This window comes from Bradyrhizobium acaciae, assembly GCF_020889785.1.
In the GTDB taxonomy this organism is placed as follows: domain Bacteria; phylum Pseudomonadota; class Alphaproteobacteria; order Rhizobiales; family Xanthobacteraceae; genus Bradyrhizobium; species Bradyrhizobium acaciae.
In genome coordinates this window covers 31,469-54,184 of record NZ_JACMYK010000015.1, presented here as the reverse complement: position 1 = coordinate 54,184, position 22,716 = coordinate 31,469, and the positions used below count along the sequence as shown (strand labels likewise).

At 60.2% G+C, this 22,716-nt stretch carries 26 protein-coding genes; 23 read left to right on the top strand and 3 right to left on the bottom strand.

Going from position 1 to position 22,716, the window contains the following annotated elements:
• Positions 1–280 precede the first annotated feature (280 nt).
• Together H8A92_RS09600 and grpE are read left to right on the top strand one after the other, a co-directional pair.
• Entirely contained in the window at positions 281–808 is a 528-nt protein-coding gene (locus H8A92_RS09600) for an HdeD family acid-resistance protein (RefSeq protein ID WP_229195577.1), read from the top strand.
• A gap of 83 nt (positions 809–891) precedes the next feature.
• Positions 892–1,542 carry a nucleotide exchange factor GrpE gene (gene grpE / locus H8A92_RS09595; protein ID WP_229195576.1) on the top strand — a complete coding sequence of 217 codons (651 nt, stop codon included), beginning with the start codon at positions 892–894 and terminating at the stop codon, positions 1,540–1,542.
• 69 nt (positions 1,543–1,611) lie between these two features.
• Here grpE and H8A92_RS09590 read toward each other — a convergent pair whose 3' ends face one another.
• Positions 1,612–1,878 carry an Hsp20/alpha crystallin family protein gene (locus H8A92_RS09590; RefSeq protein ID WP_229195575.1) on the bottom strand — a complete coding sequence of 89 codons (267 nt, stop codon included), beginning with the start codon at positions 1,876–1,878 and terminating at the stop codon, positions 1,612–1,614.
• A gap of 552 nt (positions 1,879–2,430) precedes the next feature.
• On the opposite strand from H8A92_RS09590, the gene H8A92_RS09585 reads away from it, so the two are divergent.
• The 13 genes from H8A92_RS09585 (at position 2,431) to H8A92_RS09525 (ending at position 14,200) form a co-directional block, all read left to right on the top strand.
• Positions 2,431–3,360 (top strand): DUF5996 family protein, encoded by a 930-nt coding sequence (locus H8A92_RS09585; protein ID WP_274613310.1) that lies wholly within the window; start codon positions 2,431–2,433, stop codon positions 3,358–3,360.
• Between the two features lie 189 nt (positions 3,361–3,549).
• Positions 3,550–5,553, top strand: coding sequence for a molecular chaperone DnaK (gene dnaK, locus H8A92_RS09580; RefSeq protein ID WP_274613309.1), 2,004 nt, complete (start codon positions 3,550–3,552; stop codon positions 5,551–5,553).
• Between the two features lie 173 nt (positions 5,554–5,726).
• Entirely contained in the window at positions 5,727–6,215 is a 489-nt protein-coding gene (locus tag H8A92_RS09575) for a DUF992 domain-containing protein (protein WP_163151992.1), read from the top strand.
• A gap of 84 nt (positions 6,216–6,299) precedes the next feature.
• Positions 6,300–7,526, top strand: a complete 1,227-nt coding sequence (locus H8A92_RS09570; RefSeq protein WP_229195573.1) for a YXWGXW repeat-containing protein — start codon at positions 6,300–6,302, stop codon at positions 7,524–7,526.
• A 79-nt stretch (positions 7,527–7,605) separates the two neighbouring features.
• Positions 7,606–7,788, top strand: a complete 183-nt coding sequence (locus H8A92_RS09565) for a hypothetical protein (RefSeq protein ID WP_229195610.1) — start codon at positions 7,606–7,608, stop codon at positions 7,786–7,788.
• Positions 7,789–7,873: 85 nt separating this feature from the next.
• Entirely contained in the window at positions 7,874–8,779 is a 906-nt protein-coding gene (locus H8A92_RS09560) for a DnaJ C-terminal domain-containing protein (RefSeq protein ID WP_229195572.1), read from the top strand.
• A 5-nt stretch (positions 8,780–8,784) separates the two neighbouring features.
• Positions 8,785–9,066: a chaperone modulator CbpM gene (locus H8A92_RS09555; RefSeq protein ID WP_229195609.1), complete on the top strand. Its 282-nt coding sequence runs from the start codon at positions 8,785–8,787 to the stop codon at positions 9,064–9,066.
• A 55-nt stretch (positions 9,067–9,121) separates the two neighbouring features.
• A complete protein-coding gene (locus H8A92_RS09550) occupies positions 9,122–9,403 on the top strand; it encodes a hypothetical protein (RefSeq protein WP_229195571.1) in 282 nt (93 codons plus the stop codon).
• Positions 9,404–9,705: 302 nt separating this feature from the next.
• The gene (locus H8A92_RS09545) at positions 9,706–11,082 is read left to right on the top strand and encodes a sigma-54-dependent transcriptional regulator (protein WP_229195570.1); all 1,377 of its coding nucleotides are present in this window, start codon (positions 9,706–9,708) and stop codon (positions 11,080–11,082) included.
• Positions 11,061–13,088, top strand: a complete 2,028-nt coding sequence (locus H8A92_RS09540; protein ID WP_229195569.1) for a sensor histidine kinase — start codon at positions 11,061–11,063, stop codon at positions 13,086–13,088. The genes H8A92_RS09545 and H8A92_RS09540 overlap by 22 nt, the downstream gene beginning before the upstream one ends.
• A gap of 195 nt (positions 13,089–13,283) precedes the next feature.
• Positions 13,284–13,481: a hypothetical protein gene (locus H8A92_RS09535; RefSeq protein ID WP_163152004.1), complete on the top strand. Its 198-nt coding sequence runs from the start codon at positions 13,284–13,286 to the stop codon at positions 13,479–13,481.
• A gap of 111 nt (positions 13,482–13,592) precedes the next feature.
• On the top strand, positions 13,593–13,949 hold the full coding sequence (locus tag H8A92_RS09530) for a hypothetical protein (protein ID WP_229195568.1): 357 nt from the start codon (positions 13,593–13,595) through the stop codon (positions 13,947–13,949).
• A 59-nt stretch (positions 13,950–14,008) separates the two neighbouring features.
• A complete protein-coding gene (locus H8A92_RS09525; RefSeq protein WP_229195567.1) occupies positions 14,009–14,200 on the top strand; it encodes a hypothetical protein in 192 nt (63 codons plus the stop codon).
• Positions 14,201–14,306: 106 nt separating this feature from the next.
• On the opposite strand, the gene H8A92_RS09520 is transcribed toward H8A92_RS09525, so the two are convergent.
• Positions 14,307–14,597: a hypothetical protein gene (locus tag H8A92_RS09520; protein WP_229195566.1), complete on the bottom strand. Its 291-nt coding sequence runs from the start codon at positions 14,595–14,597 to the stop codon at positions 14,307–14,309.
• Here H8A92_RS09520 and H8A92_RS09515 point away from each other — a divergent pair.
• The 8 genes from H8A92_RS09515 to H8A92_RS09480 all read left to right on the top strand — a co-directional run bounded on the left by H8A92_RS09515 (position 14,596) and on the right by H8A92_RS09480 (position 21,532).
• On the top strand, positions 14,596–15,192 hold the full coding sequence (locus H8A92_RS09515) for a superoxide dismutase (RefSeq protein WP_229195565.1): 597 nt from the start codon (positions 14,596–14,598) through the stop codon (positions 15,190–15,192). The two genes, H8A92_RS09520 and H8A92_RS09515, sit on opposite strands and share 2 nt — an antisense overlap.
• Positions 15,193–15,195: 3 nt before the next feature.
• Complete coding sequence (locus H8A92_RS09510) at positions 15,196–15,621, top strand: thioesterase family protein (protein WP_229195564.1); 426 nt, start codon at positions 15,196–15,198, stop codon at positions 15,619–15,621.
• A gap of 108 nt (positions 15,622–15,729) precedes the next feature.
• Positions 15,730–18,336, top strand: a complete 2,607-nt coding sequence (gene clpB, locus H8A92_RS09505; RefSeq protein WP_229195563.1) for an ATP-dependent chaperone ClpB — start codon at positions 15,730–15,732, stop codon at positions 18,334–18,336.
• Between the two features lie 42 nt (positions 18,337–18,378).
• Positions 18,379–18,636: a DUF2171 domain-containing protein gene (locus H8A92_RS09500; RefSeq protein ID WP_229195562.1), complete on the top strand. Its 258-nt coding sequence runs from the start codon at positions 18,379–18,381 to the stop codon at positions 18,634–18,636.
• A gap of 92 nt (positions 18,637–18,728) precedes the next feature.
• Complete coding sequence (locus H8A92_RS09495; RefSeq protein WP_229195561.1) at positions 18,729–18,983, top strand: DUF2171 domain-containing protein; 255 nt, start codon at positions 18,729–18,731, stop codon at positions 18,981–18,983.
• Positions 18,984–19,168: 185 nt separating this feature from the next.
• Positions 19,169–19,438, top strand: coding sequence for a hypothetical protein (locus tag H8A92_RS09490; RefSeq protein WP_229195560.1), 270 nt, complete (start codon positions 19,169–19,171; stop codon positions 19,436–19,438).
• A 203-nt stretch (positions 19,439–19,641) separates the two neighbouring features.
• Complete coding sequence (locus tag H8A92_RS09485) at positions 19,642–20,721, top strand: Dyp-type peroxidase (protein ID WP_229195559.1); 1,080 nt, start codon at positions 19,642–19,644, stop codon at positions 20,719–20,721.
• Positions 20,714–21,532: a family 1 encapsulin nanocompartment shell protein gene (locus H8A92_RS09480; protein ID WP_229195558.1), complete on the top strand. Its 819-nt coding sequence runs from the start codon at positions 20,714–20,716 to the stop codon at positions 21,530–21,532. Before H8A92_RS09485 ends, H8A92_RS09480 begins: the two co-directional genes overlap by 8 nt.
• 481 nt (positions 21,533–22,013) lie before the next feature.
• Here the strand turns inward: H8A92_RS09480 and H8A92_RS09475 are convergent, their stop codons facing one another.
• Positions 22,014–22,205: a hypothetical protein gene (locus tag H8A92_RS09475; RefSeq protein ID WP_229195557.1), complete on the bottom strand. Its 192-nt coding sequence runs from the start codon at positions 22,203–22,205 to the stop codon at positions 22,014–22,016.
• Positions 22,206–22,716 lie beyond the last annotated feature (511 nt).

The window sequence follows — 22,716 nt, the reverse complement described above, 5'->3', positions numbered from 1 at the left end:
TGATCCTCGACCCCGGTCATTTTGTCCGAAGGATCCCGGACAAAATGACCGCCCCACCAAGTCGATCTCCATAACGCATTGAAATCGCGATGTTTGCGACCTGGCACGGCGATTGCGTTGCTGTGCTTGCGAGAATGGCGTCGTTCGCATCGCGGGGGATCGATCTGCGCGCAACGGCATCGGGACCCGCGATCTACCAAGAGCAACTCGATCTTTGGACAAATCATCCATGGCGCAGACAACTGGAATGTCGCAACCGAGGCGAGCGTTCACGGGACTGATGACCGAAGCGCAAGGGAAGTGGGGTTGGTTCGTCGCCCTGGGTGTGCTTTTTGTTGTGCTGGGCTTCGGCGCTCTCAGCAATCTCCTCTTGGCGACCATCGCAACGATCTTCTACATCGGTGTGTTGATGATCGTCGCGGGCGCTTTCCAGATCGTCCATGCGTTCAGGGTTAAGAGCTGGCGCGGCTTCTTTCTTTGGGGCCTGGGCGGTTTTTTCTATGCCGCGGCCGGTGCGACAATCGTTCTGGATCCGGCAATCGCTTCGCTGGTTCTGACTCTCATATTGGCCGTTTTCACGATCGCGTCCGGCCTCATGCGCCTGCTGCTCAGCTTTAGAGCAAGGGGAGATCGTGGCTGGGGCTGGCTGTTTGCCTCCGGATTGCTCACCGCGATCGCAGGATTGGCGTTCCTCCTGGGGTGGCCACTCAACAGTCTCTGGCTGCTTGGTCTGCTGTTGTCGGTCGACCTGGTCTTCCAGGGCTGCACGCTGATTGGCCTGGGGCTGCAGCTTCGCGATGCGAGGTAGATGGCGGGCTCGGGCGCGCGAAGAACGGCGCTCTTTCGACCGGCCCTCAAACGACATATCAACGGCGAGATAAGAGAGCTGCCATGACCAATAACGGCCCGCCAAAGAATCCTTATCACAACAGACAGATTCACCCACGCCCCTCTCAGGGAGGGACTCATCAGGCGGGGGAAGATGTCGAGAAGGCGACGACTGAGGATTCCGCAAGGGAAGCCGCTTCTGGATCGCCAGATGCTGCGAGCGCCGCAGCGGGCGCAGCAGAAGGCGCACATGATGCTATTGCGCGGCTCGTGGCGGAAAATGTCGATCTCAAAGACCGCCTGCTTCGGGCGCTCGCGGACGCCGAGAATGTACGCCGGCGCGCTGAGCGCGAGTTGAACGACATGCGGCAATACGCCGTAACCAGGTTCGCGGGCGATATGGTCAACGTCGCAGACAATCTGGAACGTGCGATGTCGAGCCTTCCTATGGAGCTGCGCGGCAATGCTGGTCCCTTCAAGACGTTTGTCGAGGGTGTGGAGTTGACCGAAAAGGAGCTGCTGCGATCGTTGGAAGCGCACGGCGTCAAGAAGCTTGATCCGACCGGAAGCCGATTTGATCCTCACTTTCACGAAGCCATGTTCCAGGTGCAAGATCCGTCAGTGCCGAGCGGCACGGTCACGACCGTCGTGCAGCCTGGTTACGCGATCGGATCACGTTCGTTGCGGCCTGCGAAAGTCGGCGTGGCGGGCTGAAATGCCTGCTCGCTTCCAAGACGGCTGCTCGATAGCTCCGATGATTTTTCCGTCGCTGGCTTGGATCGGCTATCTGTGCTTGGGAAACGTCACAGTTACTACGCCATCCTCGAAGTACGCGTTTATCTCATGAGCATCGACCGAACGAGGCAGCAGCATCGAGCTCAAGACTCTGATTGTCCGCTCGGCACCGCGGCCATCGTTGACCTGCCGCTCAGCGATAATGGTGAGGACGCCATTCTCAACGGACACATCGATGTCGTTTGCCGTTAGACCATGCAGCTCTGCAACGATTTGCAGTTCGTCATCTGTCTCGTTCACGTCGACATTGAGCATCGTGAACCATCCCGGTCGTACATGCGACGGTAGAGACCGTCGACCTGATCGACTGGCAGCAATACGCGTGCCATCCGCGTGGCAAGTCGTCTCAACAGCTTAAGGTGTTGGTCAGTTCGTCCGCGGACACTTTGTCAAAATCGATTGGACAAGTTGTCTGACTCAGCTCTGGTGGCGGTCGCCATCTGTAGCTCTGGACGCTGCCGAAAATGACGCTAGCATTGATCACGCAGGCTGGGAGGCGTCGAGTGTCGAGCAAGATCGAATAGAACGCGTCCGAGATCGCTGACATCCGACTTCTTGTGCAGCGATTGCGTCGCGTTGAGTCGTGGCGACGGAAGCGCCTTGAACATGCTATACAGGAGTTCGATGGAGAGAAAACGGTCCTTGATCGATCGAAGGTGATCAGGATTGCGCAGCTCTACACCGCAGTGTCAGTTCGTCGAAAAGCTGTCGAAGCAGGGGTCGTGAAGCCTTGGTGTGGCTTGCGATAGATGAATGACGGCTTGAGGCGTGAATTCTTCCTACGCAACAACTGTGCGAGGACATGCCATGAGTGTCGGAAAATCAGCTTCCACTCTTGCGTCTGGCGATCTGTGGCCGGCTCTGTCCTGCGAGGCTTTCGAGCAGACGCGGTATCTTCTCCACATGGTGTTGCAGGCGGTTGGCAAGCTCAAGCTGGCCGGGCCGTTCCAGGCGCAATGGGCCGAGGTTCCGCTGTGGCTCGGCGCGAGAGGCCTGACCACTGGCCCGATCCCTTGCGCCGGCGGCGTCTACGAGGTCCGCGCCGACTTTATCTCGCACGAGCTGCAATGGTTCACGAGTTCGGGCGGATCGGGACAATTGCCGCTCGGTTCGACGCCGGTCGCAACGCTGGTCGACACGTTCCTCGACCGGCTTCGCTACGCCGGGATAGATGCGTCCATCACGCTGATGCCGCAGGAGGTGTCCAATCCGATCCCGTTCGACCAGGATAAGCAACAGCGCCCATACGACCGCGACATGGTCAACGCCTGGTGGCGCATTCTCCTCAGCACGCAACGTGTCATGCAGATCTTTCAGGGGCGGTTCACGGGCAAGACGCAACCCATCGGCCTGATGTGGGGGACGTTCGACATTCGCGTGCCGTTCTATAAGGGCAAGCCCGCATCACCGGCGCCGAACGCTGATTTTATCCGGCGCAATGCGATGAATGCGGAGTTGATGGAGATGGGATGGTGGTCGGGTGATCGCTCCTATCCCAGACCCGCATTCTACTCCTTCACCTACCCGCAGCCGCAAGGCATCGAAAACGCGAAGATCGGTCCAGGCGCCGCGCGATGGGACGCCGGCCTGGGCGAGTTTCTCCTCGACTACGACGACCTGCGCCAGTCGGATAATCCTGACGGCGATCTACTTGCCTTCCTGGAATCCACTTACGTCGCTGGCGCGAGCGCGGCGGGTTGGGATTCCGCGCTGCTGGGCAGCGGACGTCCGGAGTAATCTCCAGGCGCGTCGCTCTAACCTGGCCCGATCCGCGATGGACAGTCCAGCAACAATGGACAGGCCTTCCGCGGTCATCGGCAATGGCCGGACAGCCTGACGCATCATGCGCGCTTAGGCCAATAGACAGTTTGTCCGGCGCGCGTCGGACAAAATGTCCGACCCGTTCCGATTACGCAGCTCAAGTCGTTGAAATCATGCGGGTCGCGATGTGGCACACGTGTTGCTCAACGGGAGTGGAGCAGGGCGCAAGCCGCACATAGTCGATCAACGAAAAAGTCAGAGGAGCGCGACGTGGCAAAAGTGATCGGAATCGACCTCGGGACGACCAATTCATGCGTCGCGGTCATGGACGGCAAGAACACGCGCATCATCGAGAACGCCGAGGGCGCGCGCACGACACCCTCCGTGGTGGCGTTCACGTCCGATGGCGAGCGTCTGGTCGGGCAGCCGGCCCGGCGGCAGGCCGTGACCAACCCGACCAATACCATCTTCGCGGTGAAGCGCCTGATCGGCCGCCGCTACGACGATCCGACGGTCGAGAAGGACAAGACACTTGTTCCTTACAAGATCATCAAGGCGTCCAACGGCGACGCCTGGGTCGAGGCTGAGGGCAAGCCGTATTCGCCTTCGCAGATCTCGGCCTTCATCCTGCAGAAGATGAAGGAGACGGCCGAGGCCAATCTCGGCGAGAAGATCACGCAGGCCGTCATCACCGTTCCCGCCTATTTCAACGACGCGCAGCGCCAGGCCACCAAGGACGCCGGCAAGATCGCCGGCCTCGAGGTTTTGCGCATTATCAACGAACCGACCGCGGCGGCGCTTGCCTACGGTCTCGACAAGAAGAAGCAGGCCAAGATCGCCGTCTACGATCTCGGCGGCGGCACCTTTGACATCTCCGTTCTCGATATCGGCGATGGGGTGTTTGAGGTGAAGGCGACCAACGGCGACACCTTCCTGGGCGGCGAAGACTTCGACATGCGGTTGGTCAACTACCTCGCCGACGAGTTCCAGAAGCAGCAAGGTATTGATCTGCGCAAGGACAAGCTCGCGCTTCAGCGCCTGAAGGAAGCGGCCGAGAAGGCCAAGATCGAGCTCTCCACCGCCGCCCAGACCGAGGTCAACCTGCCGTTCATCACGGCGGACGCCTCCGGCCCAAAGCATCTCCAGGTCAAGATTACGCGCGCGAAATTCGAGTCCCTGGTCGAGGACCTCGTTCAGCGGACGATCGAGCCCTGCCTCAATGCCCTCAAGGACGCCGGGCTCACGGCCAAGGACATCGACGAAGTCGTGCTGGTCGGCGGCCAGACCCGCATGCCGAAGATCCAGGAGGTCGTGCAGAAGATCTTCGGCAAGGAGCCGCACAAGGGAGTCAATCCTGACGAGGTCGTCGCGGTCGGTGCGGCAATCCAGGCCGGCGTTCTGCAGGGCGACGTCAAGGATGTGCTGCTGCTCGACGTGACGCCGCTGTCGCTCGGCCTCGAGACGCTGGGCGGCGTGTTCACCCGGCTGATCGAGCGCAACACGACGGTTCCGGCGAAGAAGAGCCAGGTCTTCTCCACCGCCGAGGACAACCAGAGCGCGGTGACGATCCGCGTCTTCCAGGGCGAGCGCGAGATGGCTTCCGACAACAAGTTCCTCGGCCAGTTCGACCTCGTCGGCATCGCTCCGGCGCCGCGCGGCGTGCCGCAAATCGAAGTGACGTTCGACATCGATGCCAACGGCATCGTCAACGTCTCGGCCAAGGACAAGGGCACCGGCAAGGAACAGAATATCCAGATCCAGGCATCGGGCGGTCTGTCCGAGAGCGACATCGAAAAGATGGTCAAGGACGCCGAGGCGCATGCTGCGGAGGACAAGAAGCGAAAGGAAGCGGTCGAGGCGAAGAACGCCGCCGAAGCACTGCTGCATGCAACGGAGAAGACCGTTAGCGAGCATGGCTCGAAGCTCGGGGCGTCGGACCGCAGCGCGATCGAAAGCGCGATGTCCGACTTGCGCGAAGCGTTGAAGGGTGACGATGCCGCGACGATCAATGCCAAGGTGAGCGCCTTGCAGCAGCACACGATGAAGCTTGCGGAAGCCATGCAGAGTGCCGCGCAGGCGGCTCCCGGTGCTGCGCCGGGTTCGGGCGGAGACAATGTCGTCGACGCCGAATTCACCGAAATCGACGACGACAAGAAGAATTCGAAATAACGCGCTTCTGTAAGCGCGGGCGCGAGCCCGCGGCGACCAATCGCGCTTTACACCGCTGTCGGGACGAAACGCCAGCCCTCAGGTGCCGGACTGCAATCCCGGTTGCATCGTTTTACTTAAACTTCAGCAGACGTCTTGAAGGCATTCCGCCTTCATTTTGTAGGAGCTTTCTTATGCGACGACGTTCGACGGTCCTCACTGCCTTTGCCGGAGCAATGCTGGCCGCCCTGGTATCAACCGCGCAAGCCCAGCAGCCCGTTCAAAAAGTGCAAGTCGGCGTGCTTGAGTGCAAGGGTGGCCCGAGCATCGGCTTTATCGTCGGCGCGGTCACCAATCTGGCGTGTGTCTTGCGCATCAACGGACTGCCCGAAGATTACTATGTCGCGACGATTCAGAAGGTCGGTCTCGACATCGGCATTACCGAGAGCACTGCCCTTGCCTGGTCGGTGTTCGCGCCCATTGCCCAGCCCGGCCGCGGCGATATCGCCGGGACTTATGTCGGCGTCGATGCAATGGCCGCGGCAGTCGTCGGCGTGGGCGGCAATGTGCTGCTGGGTGGTTCGAACAACAGCATCGCGCTGCAACCCCTCAGCGTGCAAGCGGAAACCGGCCTGATCGTCGCGGCGGGATTGGAGAGCATGACGCTGCAGCCGGGTCGCTAGCCGCGCGCCGAACCTGACACCGTTCGCCGGCGCGAACGGTGTCGTGCATCACGCGAATGACAACGCTTTCTCGCCAAGGTTCTCATGTTGAAGCGACTGTTGACGACGACATCTCCTTTAGTTTTCGCTGTCTTGCTGCTTGGAAGCGAATGCGTCGTGCCGACGGCGGCGTTGTCCCAGGAGGCAGCCTGCTCCCAAGTCACGGCCGTGGAAACGCCACCGCCGCCGTTGCCTCGTTACGAACAGCCCCCCGTGCCCGCGCCGGGCTATCTCTGGTCTCCGGGATACTGGTCGTGGGACGAGGATGCCGGCGACTACTATTGGGTGCCGGGAACCTGGGTGCAGCCACCGCGAGCGGGCCTGTTATGGACCCCGGGCTACTGGGGCTGGCTTGCGGGAGCCTACATTTTCCACCCAGGCTATTGGGGTGAACGCGTCGGCTTTTACGGCGGCGTCAACTATGGCTTCGGCTATTCGGGCATCGGCTACGAAGGCGGCCGCTGGGATCGTGGCCAATTCTACTACAACAGCACCGTCAACAACATCCGGAACGTGACGATCAGAAACGTCTATCAGAAAACCGTCGTCGTCAATGAGACGGTGAACAACGTCAGCTTCAATGGTGGACGAGGCGGCATCGAGGCTCGTCCGACAGCTGCGGACAGAACCATCGCCAAGGAACAACATTTCGCACCCACGCCGCTGCAACGTAAGCACGTCGAGGTCGCGAGCCACGACACCCGTCTGTTCAACAGGGCAAACGGCGGCGCACCGCCCGTGGTGGCCACGCCACGTCCAGCAGTGCTGAACGGGCGAGACATTGTTCGGCCCCGCCCACCCGCCGAGGTGATGCCGTCGAACACGGACAAGCCTCGGCCTGAAGATCTGAGGGGCGCGCGTCCCGAGGATCCCGGGCGGCAGCGTCTCGAAGATTCTCGACGTCCGGCGGAGGCGCCCGCGCCGGCCCGCAAGTCGCCAGCGGATGAAGCCGGAAAAGCTGCGCCTCGCGAATCCGAGCGTGAACGAACGCCGCTGACTGAGGCGGCCCCGAGAGCTCTTCCTCCGGAAGAGCGAAGGCGCGAGGACATCCGCGTGCCGGAGGCAAGGCCGGAGTCTGCGCCGAGGCCGGAGCCTCGCCCCCAACCCATGGCTCATCCGGCGGCCAGGCCGGAAATCGAGGCCAGACCTACTGCCCCAGCCGTGATGCCAGAGCCGCAGCGCCAGGAGATGGGTGCGCCTCCACGCCATGGGCCCGCGGGAGAGGAGCGTTCCGGTGAAAGACCCGAGGAGCGGCGGCCTGAGCAACGCTGAGCGTGACGCGGGCGGTTCTTGTCAGGCCAGCGACGACTGGAACATCGTTGAAGAAAAAGCGTGCAGAGGTTGGAAGGCGATGGCAGCGAGTCTCGGAGGCAATGGACAACTCGACGACGGCAAGCCGCGGTTGACGGAAGACGACATCGTGCGGGCTCAGCTGGGTCCGCGTGGTGTCCCTGGCGCGCCGGATCCCGCCCGAATGACGCCTCAACAACTGAAGAACTACCCCAAATACGTGGAGCCCGGCCATGTCGAATAATCTAGATTTGCAGCTTGGTCGTTGGCTGCCAGTAACAGGCGCGGTCTCCGCCATGTCGAAGCATCATCGTGGTCGGGAGCGGTGAGTGGCCAAGAACCCGTACGACGTGTTGGGAGTGTCCTCCTCAGCTTCGGCCGCCGAAATACAAAAGGCCTATCGCAAGCTTGCGAAGAAGCTGCATCCTGACCTCAACCCTGGCGACAAGGCCGCAGAGGAGAAGTTCAAGGAAGCGGCCGGCGCCTATGACCTGCTTGGCGATGCTGACAAGCGCAAGCGCTTCGATAATGGTGAGATCGACGCGACGGCAGCTGAACGGCCGCAGCATCACTTCTATCGCGACTACGCCGACGCCGGAGACCAGCATGCTTACACGAGCGGCGCCGGCTTTGCCGACTTCATGGATTCGGAGGGGGCATTCGCCGATCTGCTGCGGCGTGGACAACGCGCACGCGCAAATCGACGCGGCGAAGATCTGCACTATCGCCTGCCGATCGAGTTCGTCGAATCGATCAGCGGTGCAACCAAGCGAATCACGCTGCCCGACGGCGGGACGCTGGAAGTGAAAATTCCGCCGGGCCTGGTCGACGGGCAGGTCTTGCGCCTGAAGGGCAAGGGAGCTCCCGGCGCCGGCAAGGGCGGATCAGGCGATGCCCTCATCGAAGTCGAGGTGATGCCGGATCGGCGCTTCACGCGTGACGGCGACAACATTCTGCTCGAAGTGCCGATCTCGTTGACCGAGGCGGTTCTGGGCGGTCAAATCCGGGTGCCGACACCGACCGGCGATGTTACCATGGCGGTGCCGAAGGGATCGAACACAGGCACCACACTGCGCCTCAGAGGCAAGGGCGCCCCGCGCCGAGGCGGGAGTGCCGGCGACGAACTGGTGAAGCTGACGATCGTCCTGCCGAAGTCGCCGGATCCGGAATTGGAAGCGTTCGTCGAGAACTGGGCCAAGGGGAAAGAATTCGATCCGCGCGAAGGCACCTTGTAATGACCCTGAACAAGCAGGAATTTCTGATCTCCTCGGGGCTGCGGGTGCAGACACTCGAATTCTGGCTGGAGCAACGATGGCTGATTCCGACCGAGGCGGCTTCAGGCACGCAGTTCTCCGACGCGGATGTGGCCCGCGCGCACCTGATCCGCGATCTCAAGAGCGATCTGGGCGTCAACGATGAGGGCATCGACGTAATCCTCCATCTCATCGATCAGCTGCATGGTGTCCGACAGGCCTTCGCGTTGGTGCGTGCCGCATTTGACGGCGATTCACGAAAGGTCTGACAGACCGCGTGACCACGATCGATTGGGGGGATAGGCAGTAGGGAGCAGCTATTCAATGGAACGCACGCTCGGCAACGGACCGATTGTTGGCTTGGTGCTTGAGGCCCTGGTCCGCACGCTCCTCGTGAAGAATGTCTTGTCGTCCGATGACGTGAGGGCGTTGCTCTTTGAGGCGGCGACACGCCTTGACGTTGAAGGGAGCCCGCAAACGCCGCAGGCTGCGAAGATCATGGTCGATGAGGATCTGGCACCTGTCTTCCTCGGTGACGACCGGAAGGTGACGACCGAGCCCTTCGGGAAGTCCTCGTTCATCCCGACACCGACCGGAGAAGAGTAACCTGCGCGAGCGTTAACGCGAAAGCGTCGTCGCCTTGGAGAACAACCCAGAGATGGGCGGGAACAGGATGCCAACGTCAGGACGTTTTCTCTATCGCGAATTGACGATCGCGGACGACGGCGTCAATCGCCGGCTAGTGCCTGCTGCGATGCTCGCGATCCAGCCGAGGAGCGGAATGACTTATGGCTCGGCGCGGCTTGTGGTAGGCATACTGTTTTGCCTTCGCTTTTCATTGCGCTGGAGACAGCCTTCGCCCTGCGTTGAGATGGTGGTCGTCAAGGGCGGAGTCGGGAGGGATATGGATGTCTGAGGAAGCCCCGCGTGACGTTGCCGAACCGGAATTCGGACCTTGGCTTGCGCAAGCCTCAATCCTGATCGTGGACGACGAACCGGGCATGCGCAATTTCCTCGTCAAACTCCTGCGACCGCGCTGCAGGCTGATCGAGGAGTCCGCGGACGCCAAGGATGCATCGCGGAAGCTCGATGGGCAGCATTTCGACGTCGTCATCCTCGACAACGTCATGCCCGGAAAGACTGGCCTGGATTGGCTTGCGGAGCAGCGGGCGATCGGGTTCTTCACCGATGTCATCCTTATGACCGCCTATGCCGATCTCGACACGGCAATTGGCGCACTGCGCATCGGCGTCATTGATTTTGTCATCAAGCCATTTCGATCCAATCAATTGCTCAATGCCGTTGCACGTTGCCTCGACCGGGCGAGACTGCAGCGGGAGAATTTCGTGCTGCGCCATGAACTGAAGTCGTCCTCGCAGCAGCTGTATCTGCGAAACAAACTTCTCGGAGCATCCGCAGCAATTCAAAAGGCGCGGGAGACTATCGCTCGGGTGGCGCCGTTGCCGACGCCGGTTCTGTTTACCGGCGAGTCCGGGACAGGCAAGGAGGTTGCCGCTCGATCGCTCCATTCCCTGTCCAACCGGGCGGACAAGCTGTTCGTGCCGGTCAACTGCGGGGCGATCCCCTCAGAAATGATTGAAAGCGAACTCTTTGGCCATGTGAGGGGGGCGTTCACAGGCGCAGGGAAGGCCCGAGAGGGGCTGTTCATGTTCGCGCAAGGAGGCACTCTTTTCCTGGACGAGATCGGCGAGCTCCCATACCAGCTGCAAAGCAAGCTGTTGCGCGTGCTTGAGGATCGTCGGGTGCGTCCCGTCGGCTCGGAGCGAGAGGTCCCGATCGACGCCCGCTATGTCTTCGCGACCAACGCCGATCTGCAGAAGCGGGTTGCCGCAGGCACCTTTCGTGCGGATCTCTATTTTCGTATCAACATCATGCAGATTGATCTTCCGTCCCTTCGGGACCGCGATCAGGATGTGCTCGAGCTTGCCGAGATCTTTATGCGTGAGATTTCCGAGCAGCTTGGCATGCCGCGCGTTCCAATTGACGCCGGAATGCGGACGTTTCTCTCGCAGTACGATTGGCCAGGCAACATACGGGAGCTGCGCAATCTGATCGAGCGGACGGTGATCCTCGGTGAGTTCCGGGAGGATTATCTAAAGTCGCGGGGCGAAAGATCCACAAGCGATATCACGCTCGCCGATGTGGAGCGGCGCCATATCCTCTTTGTGCTTCGCGAGTCGGACGGCGACCGTGAGGAAGCGGCCCGCCGTCTCGGGATCTCGCGCAAAACGATCGACCGCAAATGCGCAAGCTGGCAACTCTGATAACGAGCTTTTCCCCGAAGGCCTCCGTGCGGTATCGCCTGCTGGCGATGGCACTCCTGCCGATGCTCGTCATTCTTCCGCTGCTGCTTGGAATCAGTATTTATCGCTGGAACGTGAGGCTCGACGCGGTATTGACGTCCAAGGTCCATGACGACCTGACGATCGCCAGGCAATATCTCGGACGAATTTTCGAGAACACCGAGGACTATCTGGTATCGTCAGTGAACTCCGCGCGCTTTCAGTCGATTGTGCAAACGCCGGGCTATGAGCGTGGCGCTCTGAGCGATTATCTCAAGGACATCGCACAGGCTCGCGGCTTTGATTTTCTTTACGTTGTCGCTGACGATGGCGCGGTCGTCGCGAGTGAATATCAGATGGCGGCCGTGCCGCGATGGAATTGGCCTGTCATCAGCGCGGCGCTCGAGGGACGAGCGCGAACCGCGATTGATGTGTTTCAATCGATGGAGCTCGCGGCGATCTCCACCGATCTTCCGAAGCGCGCCCAGATCGACATCGTGGCGACACCTGGAAGTGCGCCGACCACGCGGACGCAAGAGAGCCGCGGGCTGGTATTGCAATCGGCGACGCCGGTTTCGCTGCCGAATGGACGGAAGGCCGCGCTGGTTGGTGGAATGCTTCTCAATCAGAACCTTGCGTTCGTCGACACGATCAACGACCTGATCTATTCCGGGGCGGGTTTGCCGGAAGGCAGTCGCGGGACCGTTACGCTTTTTCTCGATGACATACGTATCAGCACCAATGTGAGGATGTTCGAAGGGCAGCGGGCAATTGGCACGCGTGTCTCTGCGGAGGTTCGAGATGCGGTTCTCGATCGCGGCCAGACGTGGCTCGATGGCGCATTCGTCGTCAACGACTGGTACATCTCCGCCTACGAGCCGATTCTTGACAGCTATAATCGCCGCGTCGGAATGCTCTACGCCGGCTATCTCCGGCAACCGTTCGCCGCGGCAAAGCGCGGGACGGTTCTGGAAATCGCCCTGGCATTTGTCGTTGCGGTTGCATTGACTGTCCCGCTGTTTTTGACATGGGCGGCGAGCATCTTCCGGCCGCTCGAGCGGATGACGACGACGATTTCGAAAGTGGAAGGCGGTGAATTAGGCGCACGAACCGGACCCGTCGATGGGCGCGACGAGATCGAGCAGGTTGCGGTTCATCTGGATCGACTGCTCGATCAGATCCACGAGCGCGATGCCCAGCTGCGGCAATGGAACCAGGAGCTCAACCAGCGCGTCGAGGAACGCACAAACAAGCTCGTGCATGCGAACCAGCAACTGGAAGCGACCACTAAGCAGCTGATCATGTCGGAAAAGCTCGCTGCAATTGGTGAAATCACTGCGGGTGTCGCCCATGAGATCAACAATCCCATTGCGGTGATGCAGGGCAATTTGGAGATCATCAGGGACATGATGGGGGCCAAGGCGGACGAAGCAAAAACCGAGTTTCGGCTCATCGACGAGCAGATGCATCGCGTCAGTGAAATTGTGACGAGGCTCCTGCAATTCGCCAAGCCGCAGGAGTATGCCGGCTTTACCGATCAATACGATCCTGCCGTCGTCGTCACCGACACGCTGCCGCTCGTCAAACATCTGCTGAACAAGACGACGATCAGCGTCGAAACGGACTATCACGCCTCACGCCTGATCTCGATGAACCGCACCGAATTGCAGCAGGTGCTCGTCAATCTCCTCGTCAACGCAATTCATGCAACGTCCGGAGGCGGGCGTTTGACGATTCGAACCTTCGACCGGAATGAGGGAAGGCGCCGTGGCGTCGTGATCGATGTGACGGACACCGGTGGCGGCATGACGCCGGACGTGATGCAGCGGATCTTCGATCCATTCTTCACCACCAAGAGGCGGGAGGGAACCGGGTTAGGGCTGTCCATTAGCCAGATGCTCGTAACGCGCCAAGGTGGTAAGATCTCCGTCGAGAGCGAACCCGGCAAGGGTACGACCTTTGCGGTCTGGCTGCCCGCCGAGGATTGATGGTGACCGAAGAGTCGGTGACATTTCGTCCCGCTGCAAAGACAAATTGTCCGTCGGCTCCTCGTTGCAGTGACTAAGCGATTGATATCGCATGACGCCTCGCCTGGCATGGCGGTTGCTGGAATCGCGAGGGGCAGTGGGAGCCTCAATTGAGTGCAACAATGAGTCTGAGGTCAAGGAGAAGGAGACGGAGCAATGCCACGTCATCACGGAAAAATGCCCCCTGTTCCGCCGGCCAGCCGCAGCCCGAAGGGCACCGGCAGCGACCCCGAGGTCAAGAAGGATACGTCGTCGAAGCAGCGTGAAGACAATTACGCGGAACAAGGTGACACAGCAAACATTCGCGAGAACACCACCAACAAGGGTTACTTCCAGGGGCGCCGCGTCAAATGATGCCAGGCTGAGCGATGTTGTTCTGTCGGAAGTGACGGCTCTCGGCCGCTACGTGAAGAGCGAGGAGCTTCAGAAATGACCGTTGTGTCCAATCAGCAGCTATCGAAGGATATGCAGGCCAAAGCGCATCTGCTCATCAATCAGGTCGGTCTCGTGCCGCAGGCGCAGGACCGGCCATTGCAAGCGGACGACCTGCTCTTTTACATCAGTGAGACGACGATGCCGATGGCGGCCTTTCTGCAGAGCCACGGGCTGTTCATGGACGACGAGGGGCTGCACTTCGACTTCTCGCAGTTCGATGCCATCCGCGAGGTCGCCGTCAAGGTCGTTGCCGAGCGTGACGCCGGAAAGCGGGACGGCGTGTGGAAGCAATTCGATCTCTCGACTGACGAGGACGCCGACTACAATGGCGAGTACATCCTGCTTGCCCTTGCGGCCCTCGCGATCATGTATGATCAGGGGGCGTAGGCGAGCCGGGTGCCTCGGTGCACCAGAGGCAGGCGAGACCGCGATCGAGGAGATGCGTGATGACGCTGATTGAACTGGCTGACGCGCTGGAGAAGGTTGACGAGGAGGCGTTTGCCTCAATGCTGTTGGAGTACGAGCTCAGTCACGATGAAGAGCCCAAGGTCGTGAAGACGATGATCGTCGAGGCGCTTCGTTTTGCGGACGCGCATGGATTTCGCGTGGCTCGACCGCCACTCGATGAGGCCGACTAACCGCGCCGTCGTTTCGGTGCTTTGCTCCGAAGGGCTTACGGAGCTTGCGCCGCACCTTTCGCACCGTTTTGGTCGATTCAGCGAAATAGCCGTCGCAGAGGGCCGGTCATTGCTGACCGATCGCCCTCATTCGATTTCGACCCATATCGAACGCCGCTTTTGACCAGCGATCCTCATCCTCAGTTTGGTGAGCCGTGCTCCAAAGCGATACGCAGGACATTTTGTCCGTCTTGCTTTCGACAAGTTGTCCGAAAGCACCGCCCTCCTGCGACGCAACTGATTGATATCGTAGAATTTCCGATGTGGCACATGAGTTGCTCAGGATCTCGGGGCAGCAGCGCGGTCGTGTGGCAATCACCATGTCGTCGCCGATATTCTCTCCAGAGGAGATGTCCATGTCCTTCACGCTTCCCGATCTGCCTTACGCACATGATGCGCTCGCTCCATACATGTCGACGGAAACGCTGGAGTATCACCACGACAAGCATCACGCTGCGTATGTGAATGCCCTCAATACCCTCATCAAGGGCACCGAATGGGAAGGAATGAGCCTGGAGGATGTCGTGATCGGCTCGTTCGGGCACAACGTTCCCGTATTCAACAATGCGAGCCAGGACCTGAACCACACCTACTTCTGGAAATGGATGAAGCCGCACGCTCGAGCAGCCTTGCCGGGGATGCTCGAAAGGAAAGTCAAGGCGGACTTCGGCTCGATCGAAAAAATGAAAGAAGAGTTCATCGCTGCCGGTGTCGGACAGTTCGGCTCCGGCTGGTGCTGGCTGGCGGTGAAGGACGGCAAGATCATCGTCGTGAAGACACCCAACGGCGAGAACCCGCTCGTCCATGGAGCAAAGCCCATATTGGGCTGTGACGTGTGGGAACACGCCTACTACATCGACTATCGCAATCGCAGGCCGGATTACATCAGGGTGTTTCTCGACCACCTCGTGAACTGGGAATATGTCCATGATCTCTTCAAGCAGGCGGCGTGATCAATGAAGGTCGTACCGATTGGCGCAACTGGACGCTTCGCGCTCGTCGTGAAGCCCGAACACCTCGCCAACCGCGTCAAGGATAGCATCCTGCCGCCGGTGCTGGCGACGCCGGTCATGATCATGGCGATGGAGAACGCGGCCTTGAATGCCGTTCGTGACTATCTCGAGCCGGGTGAGAGCGTGGTCGGCACCATGGTCAATGTGCAGCATCTTGCTGCGACTGCAGTCGGACAGACGGTGACCGCGATTGCCGAGGTCACGGCGGTCGAAGGGCGCCGGATCATGTTTGCCGTCAGCGCCGTCGATGAAATCGAGGGGGTGGGCAGAGGTACTCACGAGCGGATGGTTGTTGAAGTCGCCAGGCTGAGAAAACGCCTCGATGAAAAGATCGCGCGGTCAGCGGCCGTCCGAGCGGCGCCACGTTGAGACGGGGGCGAGTCATACTGATATGCAGCCCGTTGCGCCAACACGAGCCGGATCGCAACTTCGTTCCTGACCATTTGACGACAGGCCTCGGGTCTGAAAGGCGGCGCCATGAATGCTGAAAAATATACCGACCGCGCGCAGGGCTTTATCCAGTCGGCGCAGTCTCTGGCAACAAGGGAGGGCAACCAACAGTTCACGCCTCTCCATGTGCTGAAGGTGTTGCTCGACGACAATGAGGGCCTGGCCGCCGGTCTGATTGACCGGGCAGGTGGCAATTCGCGAGCGATCCTGCACGCGACGGAAGCGGCTTTGGCAAAGTTGCCGAAAGTGTCCGGCTCCGGTGCGGGACAAGTCTACATGGCGCCCGATACCGCGCGCCTGTTTACCGCCGCCGAGGATCTGGCAGGAAAGGCCGGCGACAGCTTCGTCACCGTTGAACGCCTGCTGCAGGCCTTGTCTACGGACAAGAACAGCGAAGCGGCGAAGATCCTGGCGCAGGGCGGTGTCAATGCCCAAGCGCTTGGCGCTGCGATCGATTTGCTCCGCAAGGGCCGTACCGCGGACAGCGCGTCAGCCGAGAATGCATATGACGCACTGAAGAAGTACGCCCGCGATCTGACGCAGGCCGCGCGTGAAGGCAAGCTCGACCCGGTGATCGGCCGCGACGAGGAGATCCGCCGCACAATCCAGGTTCTGTCACGCCGGACCAAGAACAATCCCGTCCTGATCGGCGAACCGGGTGTCGGCAAGACCGCCATCGTTGAAGGGCTCGCCTTGCGGATCGTCAACGGCGACGTGCCCGAAAGCCTGCAAGACAAGAAACTGCTTGCGCTCGATCTGGGCGCCCTGATTGCGGGCGCCAAGTACCGCGGCGAGTTCGAAGAACGGTTGAAGGCGGTGCTTTCCGAGGTGACGTCTGCGGATGGCGGGATCATCCTCTTCATCGACGAGATGCATACGCTCATCGGTGCGGGCAAGACCGATGGCGCGATGGACGCTTCCAATCTCCTGAAGCCGGCGCTGGCTCGCGGCGAGTTGCACTGCGTGGGTGCGACTACGCTCGACGAATATCGCAAGCACGTCGAGAAGGACGCCGCGCTCGCCCGCCGCTTCCAGCCGGTCTTCGTGTCGCAGCCCACGGTGGAGGACACGATATCGATCCTGCGCGGCCTCAAGGACAAGTACGAGCAGCATCATGGCGTGCGGATCTCGGACGCCGCGCTGGTCGCCGCCGCGACGCTATCTAACCGCTACATCACCGATCGGTTTCTTCCGGACAAGGCCATTGATCTTGTCGACGAGGCGGCGGCACGGCTCAAGATGCAGGTCGACTCCAAGCCGGAGGAACTGGATTCGCTTGACCGTGAAATCGTGCGTCTCAAGATTGAGCAGGAAGCGCTTAAGAAAGAGAGCGATGCCGGATCGAAGAGCCGTCTGAAAACGCTCGACGGGGAGCTGGTTGATCTCGAGAAGCGCTCTGCCGACATGACGACGAAATGGCAGGCCGAGAAGAGCAAGCTCTCGGACGCCCAGAAGATGAAAGCGCAGCTTGAGCAGCTGCGCACGGAGCTCGCGAACGCGCAACGCAAAGGTGAGTATCAGCGGGCAGGCGAGCTGTCCTACAGCACGATTCCCGAACTTGAGAAGAAGCTGGTTGCGGTTGAGGCCAGCGAGAACAGCTCGATCAGCGAGACGGTCACGGCCGACAACATAGCCCAGGTGGTCTCGCGCTGGACCGGCGTTCCCGTCGACAAGATGTTGGAGGGCGAGCGGGAAAAACTGCTCCAGATGGAGGAGATGATCGCCAAGCGCGTCGTCGGGCAGACGCAAGCCGTTCGCGCCGTGTCGACGGCTGTGCGGCGGGCTCGCGCAGGACTGCAGGACCCGAACCGGCCGATGGGCTCGTTCATGTTCCTTGGTCCCACCGGTGTTGGTAAAACGGAATTGGCGAAGGCGCTTGCGGAGTTCCTGTTCGACGATGAACACGCAATCCTTCGTATCGACATGTCGGAGTTCATGGAGAAGCACTCGGTCGCACGGCTCATCGGCGCGCCCCCGGGTTACGTCGGCTACGATGAGGGCGGTGTCCTCACGGAAGCCGTGCGGCGACGGCCATATCAGGTCGTGCTGTTCGATGAGATCGAGAAGGCGCATCCGGACGTCTTTAACGTGCTGTTGCAGGTGCTGGACGACGGCCGCCTGACCGACGGCCAGGGCCGTACCGTCGATTTCCGCAACACCCTCATCATCATGACGTCGAATCTGGGTGCCGAATATCTCGTCAACCAGGGGGAAGGCGAAAGGACCAGCGCCGTTCGCGACAAGGTCATGGAGATGGTTCGCGCGCATTTCCGGCCGGAATTCCTCAACCGCGTCGACGCGATCATCCTGTTCCAGCGGTTGCAGAAGAACGACATGGGGCGGATCGTCGATATTCAGTTTGCGCGCCTGCGCAAGCTCCTCGACGAACGCAAGATCGCGCTGTCGCTCGATGCCAAGGCCCAGACCTGGCTGGCTGAGAAAGGCTGGGATCCGGCCTATGGCGCCAGGCCGCTGAAGAGAGTGATCCAGCGCTACGTGCAGGATCCGCTGGCTGAGATGTTGCTTGCCGGCGATGTCCGCGACGGCTCCACAGTGCAGATTTCCTCCGGGAAGGACGGTTTGACGTTCAACGGCAAGGCCGTGAAGCCGCCGGACGATGACGAGGCGATCTAAGCGTCAGGCTTGGGAAAAGCATGGAGCGAGCAGGTGCAACCTATGAAGAAGCATCAGATCAAAGAGGGCATGGAGGTCGTCGGGTTTGACGGCGTGCAGATCGGCGTCGTCGACGGCGTCGAGGGTGATCGCATCAAGCTGAAGAAGAGCGAAAGCGGCAGCCATCAGCACAAACGACATCACCACTATATCGGTATGGATTTCGTGGACAGCATCACGGATCACAAGGTGCGACTCTGCTCCGATGCCAACATCGTCGAATTCTTTGAGGAGGAAAAGTCTGGACGCCCCGTCAAATAGCAGTAGGTGCGAACAGTCCGCGGCCACGCAGTCGGAACGCGGATGATCGCTCACACGACAATCGCAATCGACACCAAGGGAGAGGTACGGTCATGAACAAGATCAACGGCGGAATGGAAGTCATCGGCGCTGACGGCGTGCACGTCGGCACAGTCGATCGGGTCGAAGGCGATCGCATCAAGCTGAAGAAGAGTGACAGCTTCGGGCATCACAAAGGTCATCAGCATTATATCGAATTGGGCTTCGTCGCCGGCGTCGAGGGCGACAAGGTGCGTCTATCCGCCAATGCCGATGTTGCGCTGACACTGGAAGAAGAACCGTCGGGCCGTCCGGTCAATCTCGGATAGCCGGGAGATTGCAGCGGGATCGCCGCGACAGCCTTTGTCTGGCAGGGCCTTTCGACTTCACGTCAACGGCAGCTGACTCGAGGCCGCGTGAGCCGCTGCGCGCCTGGTTTGGACAATTTGTCCTTGCCGGGTGGACAGTTTGTCAGAACCGGTTGGTCAGATTGACATAAGCTATTGATATCGCGATGCACTCGGACTGGCATGGCGGTTGCTCCATAGCTGATGAAATGCCGACAGAGCAACAGGGAAGCATCGACACAATGGAAGAATACGATCTCTACATCAACGTGAAGAAGCCGGCGATCGGGATCTACGTCCGCAAGGGCGCGCAGCTCCCGGACCTCGCGGACAAGGGCGATTGGGTTTTTGACGGGACCTCCGCTCAGGATCTGTTGCCGCCGAGTGTGATCGAGGGTGTCAAGGCCGATGGCCATGCCTTTCGGGATATGGATTGACCGGGTCTCGGCCTGACCAGCCGGAGTGAATACACCTCAAGGGACGCCGCGGCCTGGTGTCTCCGCTATCTCGATCGCGTTGCCGGTTATTCCACGCCTCGTTCGGAAGGCCCGCGGCACCGACGCCGCGGCGCAATGTTCGGGCGGGCGGACGGACGCGCCGGCGCATTGAGGGGCTCCGGATCGGCCGCCAAGGAGTGATCGTGCCACCCGTCGTACCACAACCAGTCATCGCGAAATTGACGCGAGCCGCGATATTTCTCGTCGTCAGGATCAATCCTGGAAAGGAGAGTGAAGTTGCGGTTCGCGGTCTATGCGCCGATCTGTCGTCTCTGCTGCGGGCGGTTGGATTTCGCGATCTCGAAGCGCGGTTGTCATGTGTGATGGCTTTGGGCTCCGATGCCTGGGATCGACTGTTTGGTCATCCGCGGCCAAGGGATCTCCATCCCTTCAAGGAAATCCACGGGGTGCATCACGCTGTTTCCACGCCAGGCGACATGCTCTTTCATATTCGGTCCGTCCGCATGGACCTGTGTTTCGAGCTCGCCTCGCAGATCATGTCCCGAGTGGGCACGGCCGTCACGACGATCGACGAGGTTCATGGATTCAAATACTTCGACGATCGCGACTTGCTCGGATTCGTCGACGGAACCGAAAACCCGACCGATCAGGATGCGGTCAACGCGACGACGATTGGACAAGAGGATCCTGCATTCGCTGGCGGAAGCTACGTCATCACCCAGAAGTATCTGCACGACGTGAAGCGATGGAACGCCATATCCATCTCGGAGCAGGAGAATATCATCGGTCGCCACAAGCTGTCCGACATCGAGCAGCAGGATTCGGCCAAGGCGCCCTACGCCCATAATGTCCTGACGACGATCATCGAAGATGGCGAGCAGCTCGAGATCGTGCGCGACAACATGCCCTTCGGCGAGATCGGCAAGGGTGAATTTGGCACCTATTTCATAGGCTACGCTCGCTCGCCGCACCGGATCGAGCAGATGCTCGAGAACATGTTTGTCGGCCGACCGCCTGGCAACTACGATCGGCTGCTGGATTTCAGCCGCGCCGCTACGGGCTCGCTGTTCTACGTGCCGTCAGCAACATTTCTCGACGATGTTTCGCCGGAAGACAACGGGATCACGGCGTCCAGCGCGGAGGCGCCGGTCGAGGTTGAGCGGCGTGGGGCAGATTCGTTGGATACCGCGCGTAGACATCCGCCCGTCAGCGACGGGTCGCTTGGAATTGGCTCCTTAAAGAAGAAGGCGAACCATGAATAATCTCCACCGGCACCTCGCTCCAATATCCGACGCGGCATGGGCTCAAATCGAGGAGGAAGCTTCCCGTACCCTGAAGCGACACCTTGCGGGCCGGCGTGTGGTTGACGTCCCCGAAGCCAAAGGGAGCGGCTTATCTGCGGTAGGGATCGGCCATGTCAAACAACTCCAGGCTCCAGGCGAGGGGATTGCGGCTCAGCAGCGCGAGGTGAAGGCACTCGTCGAATTGCGCGTTCCATTCCAACTCTCGCGCCAACAGATTGATGACGTTGAGCGTGGCGCCCTGGACGCCGATTGGACGCCCGTCAAGGACGCTGCCCGCAAAATTGCATTGGCGGAGGACCGGGCAATTTTCGATGGATATGCGGCTGCCGGGATCGAGGGCATTCGCCAGGCCAGCAGCAACTCCGGGCTTGTGCTTCCGACAAATGCAGGAGCCTATCCAAGTGCCGTCGCGCAAGCGGTCAGTGAACTCAGGCTTGCCGGATGCAACGGGCCGTATGCCCTTGTCCTTGGGGCGGACGCGTACACGGCGGCCAGCGGCGGAAGCGACGAGGGATACCCGGTTTTTCACCATGTCGAACGGATCGTCGATGGCGGCGTTTTCTGGGCGCCTGCTATCCGTGGCGCTTTTGTTCTGACGACGCGAGGAGGCGATTTCGAGCTGGATATCGGCCAAGACCTCTCGATCGGCTATCTCAACCACACCGACACAACCGTCGATCTCTATTTCGAGGAGACGTTCACTTTCCGGGTGCTGACCACCGAGGCCTCGGTGGTGCTCGCTCCAGCCGAGAAGCAGAAGGTGAAATAGTGAGCCCGGCTGCTGTCCCAGGTAACGGCGGCTCTGCCGACGTCACCCGGTGGGGGCATTTCAGAGGCCTATTTCCGCTTACTCTGACCGATCATCCATGATCGATGGAAGCGATTGGCATCGTCGTCGGGGAGGTCCGGCGGCCGTCCTGTTGCCGCGCTGCTTACGCGAAGCGAAACTGCCGAGTCGGAAAACACCGCCAAGTGCCTGAAATGCTGGCGCGCCCGACACGATTCGAACGTGTGACCTTTGCCTTCGGAGGGCAGCGGTCAGGAGCGCAGACGATCTCTTGGTCACGGCGTATGTACGCGCGGCGGTTTATCTCAGGTGGCCAAGCGCAACGCGTTGCAAAAGCGCTGCGAAATCGATCCGCTCTCCGGCGCGTCATGCACGAGCGTTCGACGACTATCACCTGAGCTTGCCGCGGGTTGAATTGGACAAGCTCAACCAGCCTGATGTTAGGAGACTCAAGCCTGCGCGCCTACCTTGTCGGCATCGACTTCTTGGGATCGAAACAGTTCCGATCAGCCCAATGCTGCATCAGCTTCGTGCGCGAGTCGAAAAGCGCCGGCGGTCCGTCGCTCATGTCGAATTTCGGTCGCGCGGCGACAGTCGAGATTAGTGAGATCTGTTGTGGGTTGGCACCCACGGCGCCATCATTCTTGCGGGCCATCTACTCGATTCCGTCGTTCGGGATAGCGAAATTCGCCGCGGCGCGTTTGGCTTGGCGATACCAGCAAAAATACCAGCAAAGCGGACCGCTGCAGTGGGCTTATGCTTGGGTTTTCAATCCGTCGCGACAGCTTTCCGGGGAAATCCGGAATCGGACTAGCGCCTTATGTTATTGTTATTACTGCAGTTTTTTCCGTGATGCCCCTGGCCGACAATTGCCTAGTACCATAACCATTTGAATTTGAACCCACTTTTGTCGTCGATTGGTGCCGATACCAGCACAAATACCAGCAGGATGACGCACGTATTCGCCGACAAAAATAAAACAGGAGGGTTCTCGGCGCGGGCACGCCTATGTTCTTTCAAAAGAATTTTTGCCGGGCATCGAAGCTTGCGCAGCCCGCTTTTCAAATGCGGAGCTTCAAAGCGAAAGACTGTCGGGGGTTCGAGCCGCTCCCCGCTACCAATCATACGATTTTGCACGCCAAACTACGATTTTCGGATATGAGCTC

What these genes read in the sequence shown, in the direction of transcription:
- H8A92_RS09500 (WP_229195562.1), top strand. Translation starts at nt 18,379, where the DNA reads ATGAAGAAGCATCAGATCAAAGAGGGCATGGAGGTCGTCGGGTTTGAC.
- clpB (WP_229195563.1), top strand. Translation starts at nt 15,730, where the DNA reads ATGAATGCTGAAAAATATACCGACCGCGCGCAGGGCTTTATCCAGTCG.
- H8A92_RS09565 (WP_229195610.1), top strand. Translation starts at nt 7,606, where the DNA reads ATGGCAGCGAGTCTCGGAGGCAATGGACAACTCGACGACGGCAAGCCG.
- H8A92_RS09545 (WP_229195570.1), top strand. Translation starts at nt 9,706, where the DNA reads ATGTCTGAGGAAGCCCCGCGTGACGTTGCCGAACCGGAATTCGGACCT.
- H8A92_RS09475 (WP_229195557.1), bottom strand. Translation starts at nt 22,205, where the DNA reads ATGGCCCGCAAGAATGATGGCGCCGTGGGTGCCAACCCACAACAGATC.
- H8A92_RS09585 (WP_274613310.1), top strand. Translation starts at nt 2,431, where the DNA reads ATGAGTGTCGGAAAATCAGCTTCCACTCTTGCGTCTGGCGATCTGTGG.
- H8A92_RS09550 (WP_229195571.1), top strand. Translation starts at nt 9,122, where the DNA reads ATGGAACGCACGCTCGGCAACGGACCGATTGTTGGCTTGGTGCTTGAG.
- H8A92_RS09520 (WP_229195566.1), bottom strand. Translation starts at nt 14,597, where the DNA reads ATGGACATCTCCTCTGGAGAGAATATCGGCGACGACATGGTGATTGCC.
- H8A92_RS09510 (WP_229195564.1), top strand. Translation starts at nt 15,196, where the DNA reads ATGAAGGTCGTACCGATTGGCGCAACTGGACGCTTCGCGCTCGTCGTG.
- H8A92_RS09535 (WP_163152004.1), top strand. Translation starts at nt 13,284, where the DNA reads ATGCCACGTCATCACGGAAAAATGCCCCCTGTTCCGCCGGCCAGCCGC.
- H8A92_RS09480 (WP_229195558.1), top strand. Translation starts at nt 20,714, where the DNA reads ATGAATAATCTCCACCGGCACCTCGCTCCAATATCCGACGCGGCATGG.
- H8A92_RS09570 (WP_229195573.1), top strand. Translation starts at nt 6,300, where the DNA reads ATGTTGAAGCGACTGTTGACGACGACATCTCCTTTAGTTTTCGCTGTC.
- H8A92_RS09540 (WP_229195569.1), top strand. Translation starts at nt 11,061, where the DNA reads ATGCGCAAGCTGGCAACTCTGATAACGAGCTTTTCCCCGAAGGCCTCC.
- H8A92_RS09575 (WP_163151992.1), top strand. Translation starts at nt 5,727, where the DNA reads ATGCGACGACGTTCGACGGTCCTCACTGCCTTTGCCGGAGCAATGCTG.
- grpE (WP_229195576.1), top strand. Translation starts at nt 892, where the DNA reads ATGACCAATAACGGCCCGCCAAAGAATCCTTATCACAACAGACAGATT.
- H8A92_RS09515 (WP_229195565.1), top strand. Translation starts at nt 14,596, where the DNA reads ATGTCCTTCACGCTTCCCGATCTGCCTTACGCACATGATGCGCTCGCT.
- H8A92_RS09590 (WP_229195575.1), bottom strand. Translation starts at nt 1,878, where the DNA reads ATGCTCAATGTCGACGTGAACGAGACAGATGACGAACTGCAAATCGTT.
- H8A92_RS09525 (WP_229195567.1), top strand. Translation starts at nt 14,009, where the DNA reads ATGACGCTGATTGAACTGGCTGACGCGCTGGAGAAGGTTGACGAGGAG.
- H8A92_RS09490 (WP_229195560.1), top strand. Translation starts at nt 19,169, where the DNA reads ATGCACTCGGACTGGCATGGCGGTTGCTCCATAGCTGATGAAATGCCG.
- H8A92_RS09600 (WP_229195577.1), top strand. Translation starts at nt 281, where the DNA reads ATGACCGAAGCGCAAGGGAAGTGGGGTTGGTTCGTCGCCCTGGGTGTG.
- H8A92_RS09530 (WP_229195568.1), top strand. Translation starts at nt 13,593, where the DNA reads ATGCAGGCCAAAGCGCATCTGCTCATCAATCAGGTCGGTCTCGTGCCG.
- H8A92_RS09495 (WP_229195561.1), top strand. Translation starts at nt 18,729, where the DNA reads ATGAACAAGATCAACGGCGGAATGGAAGTCATCGGCGCTGACGGCGTG.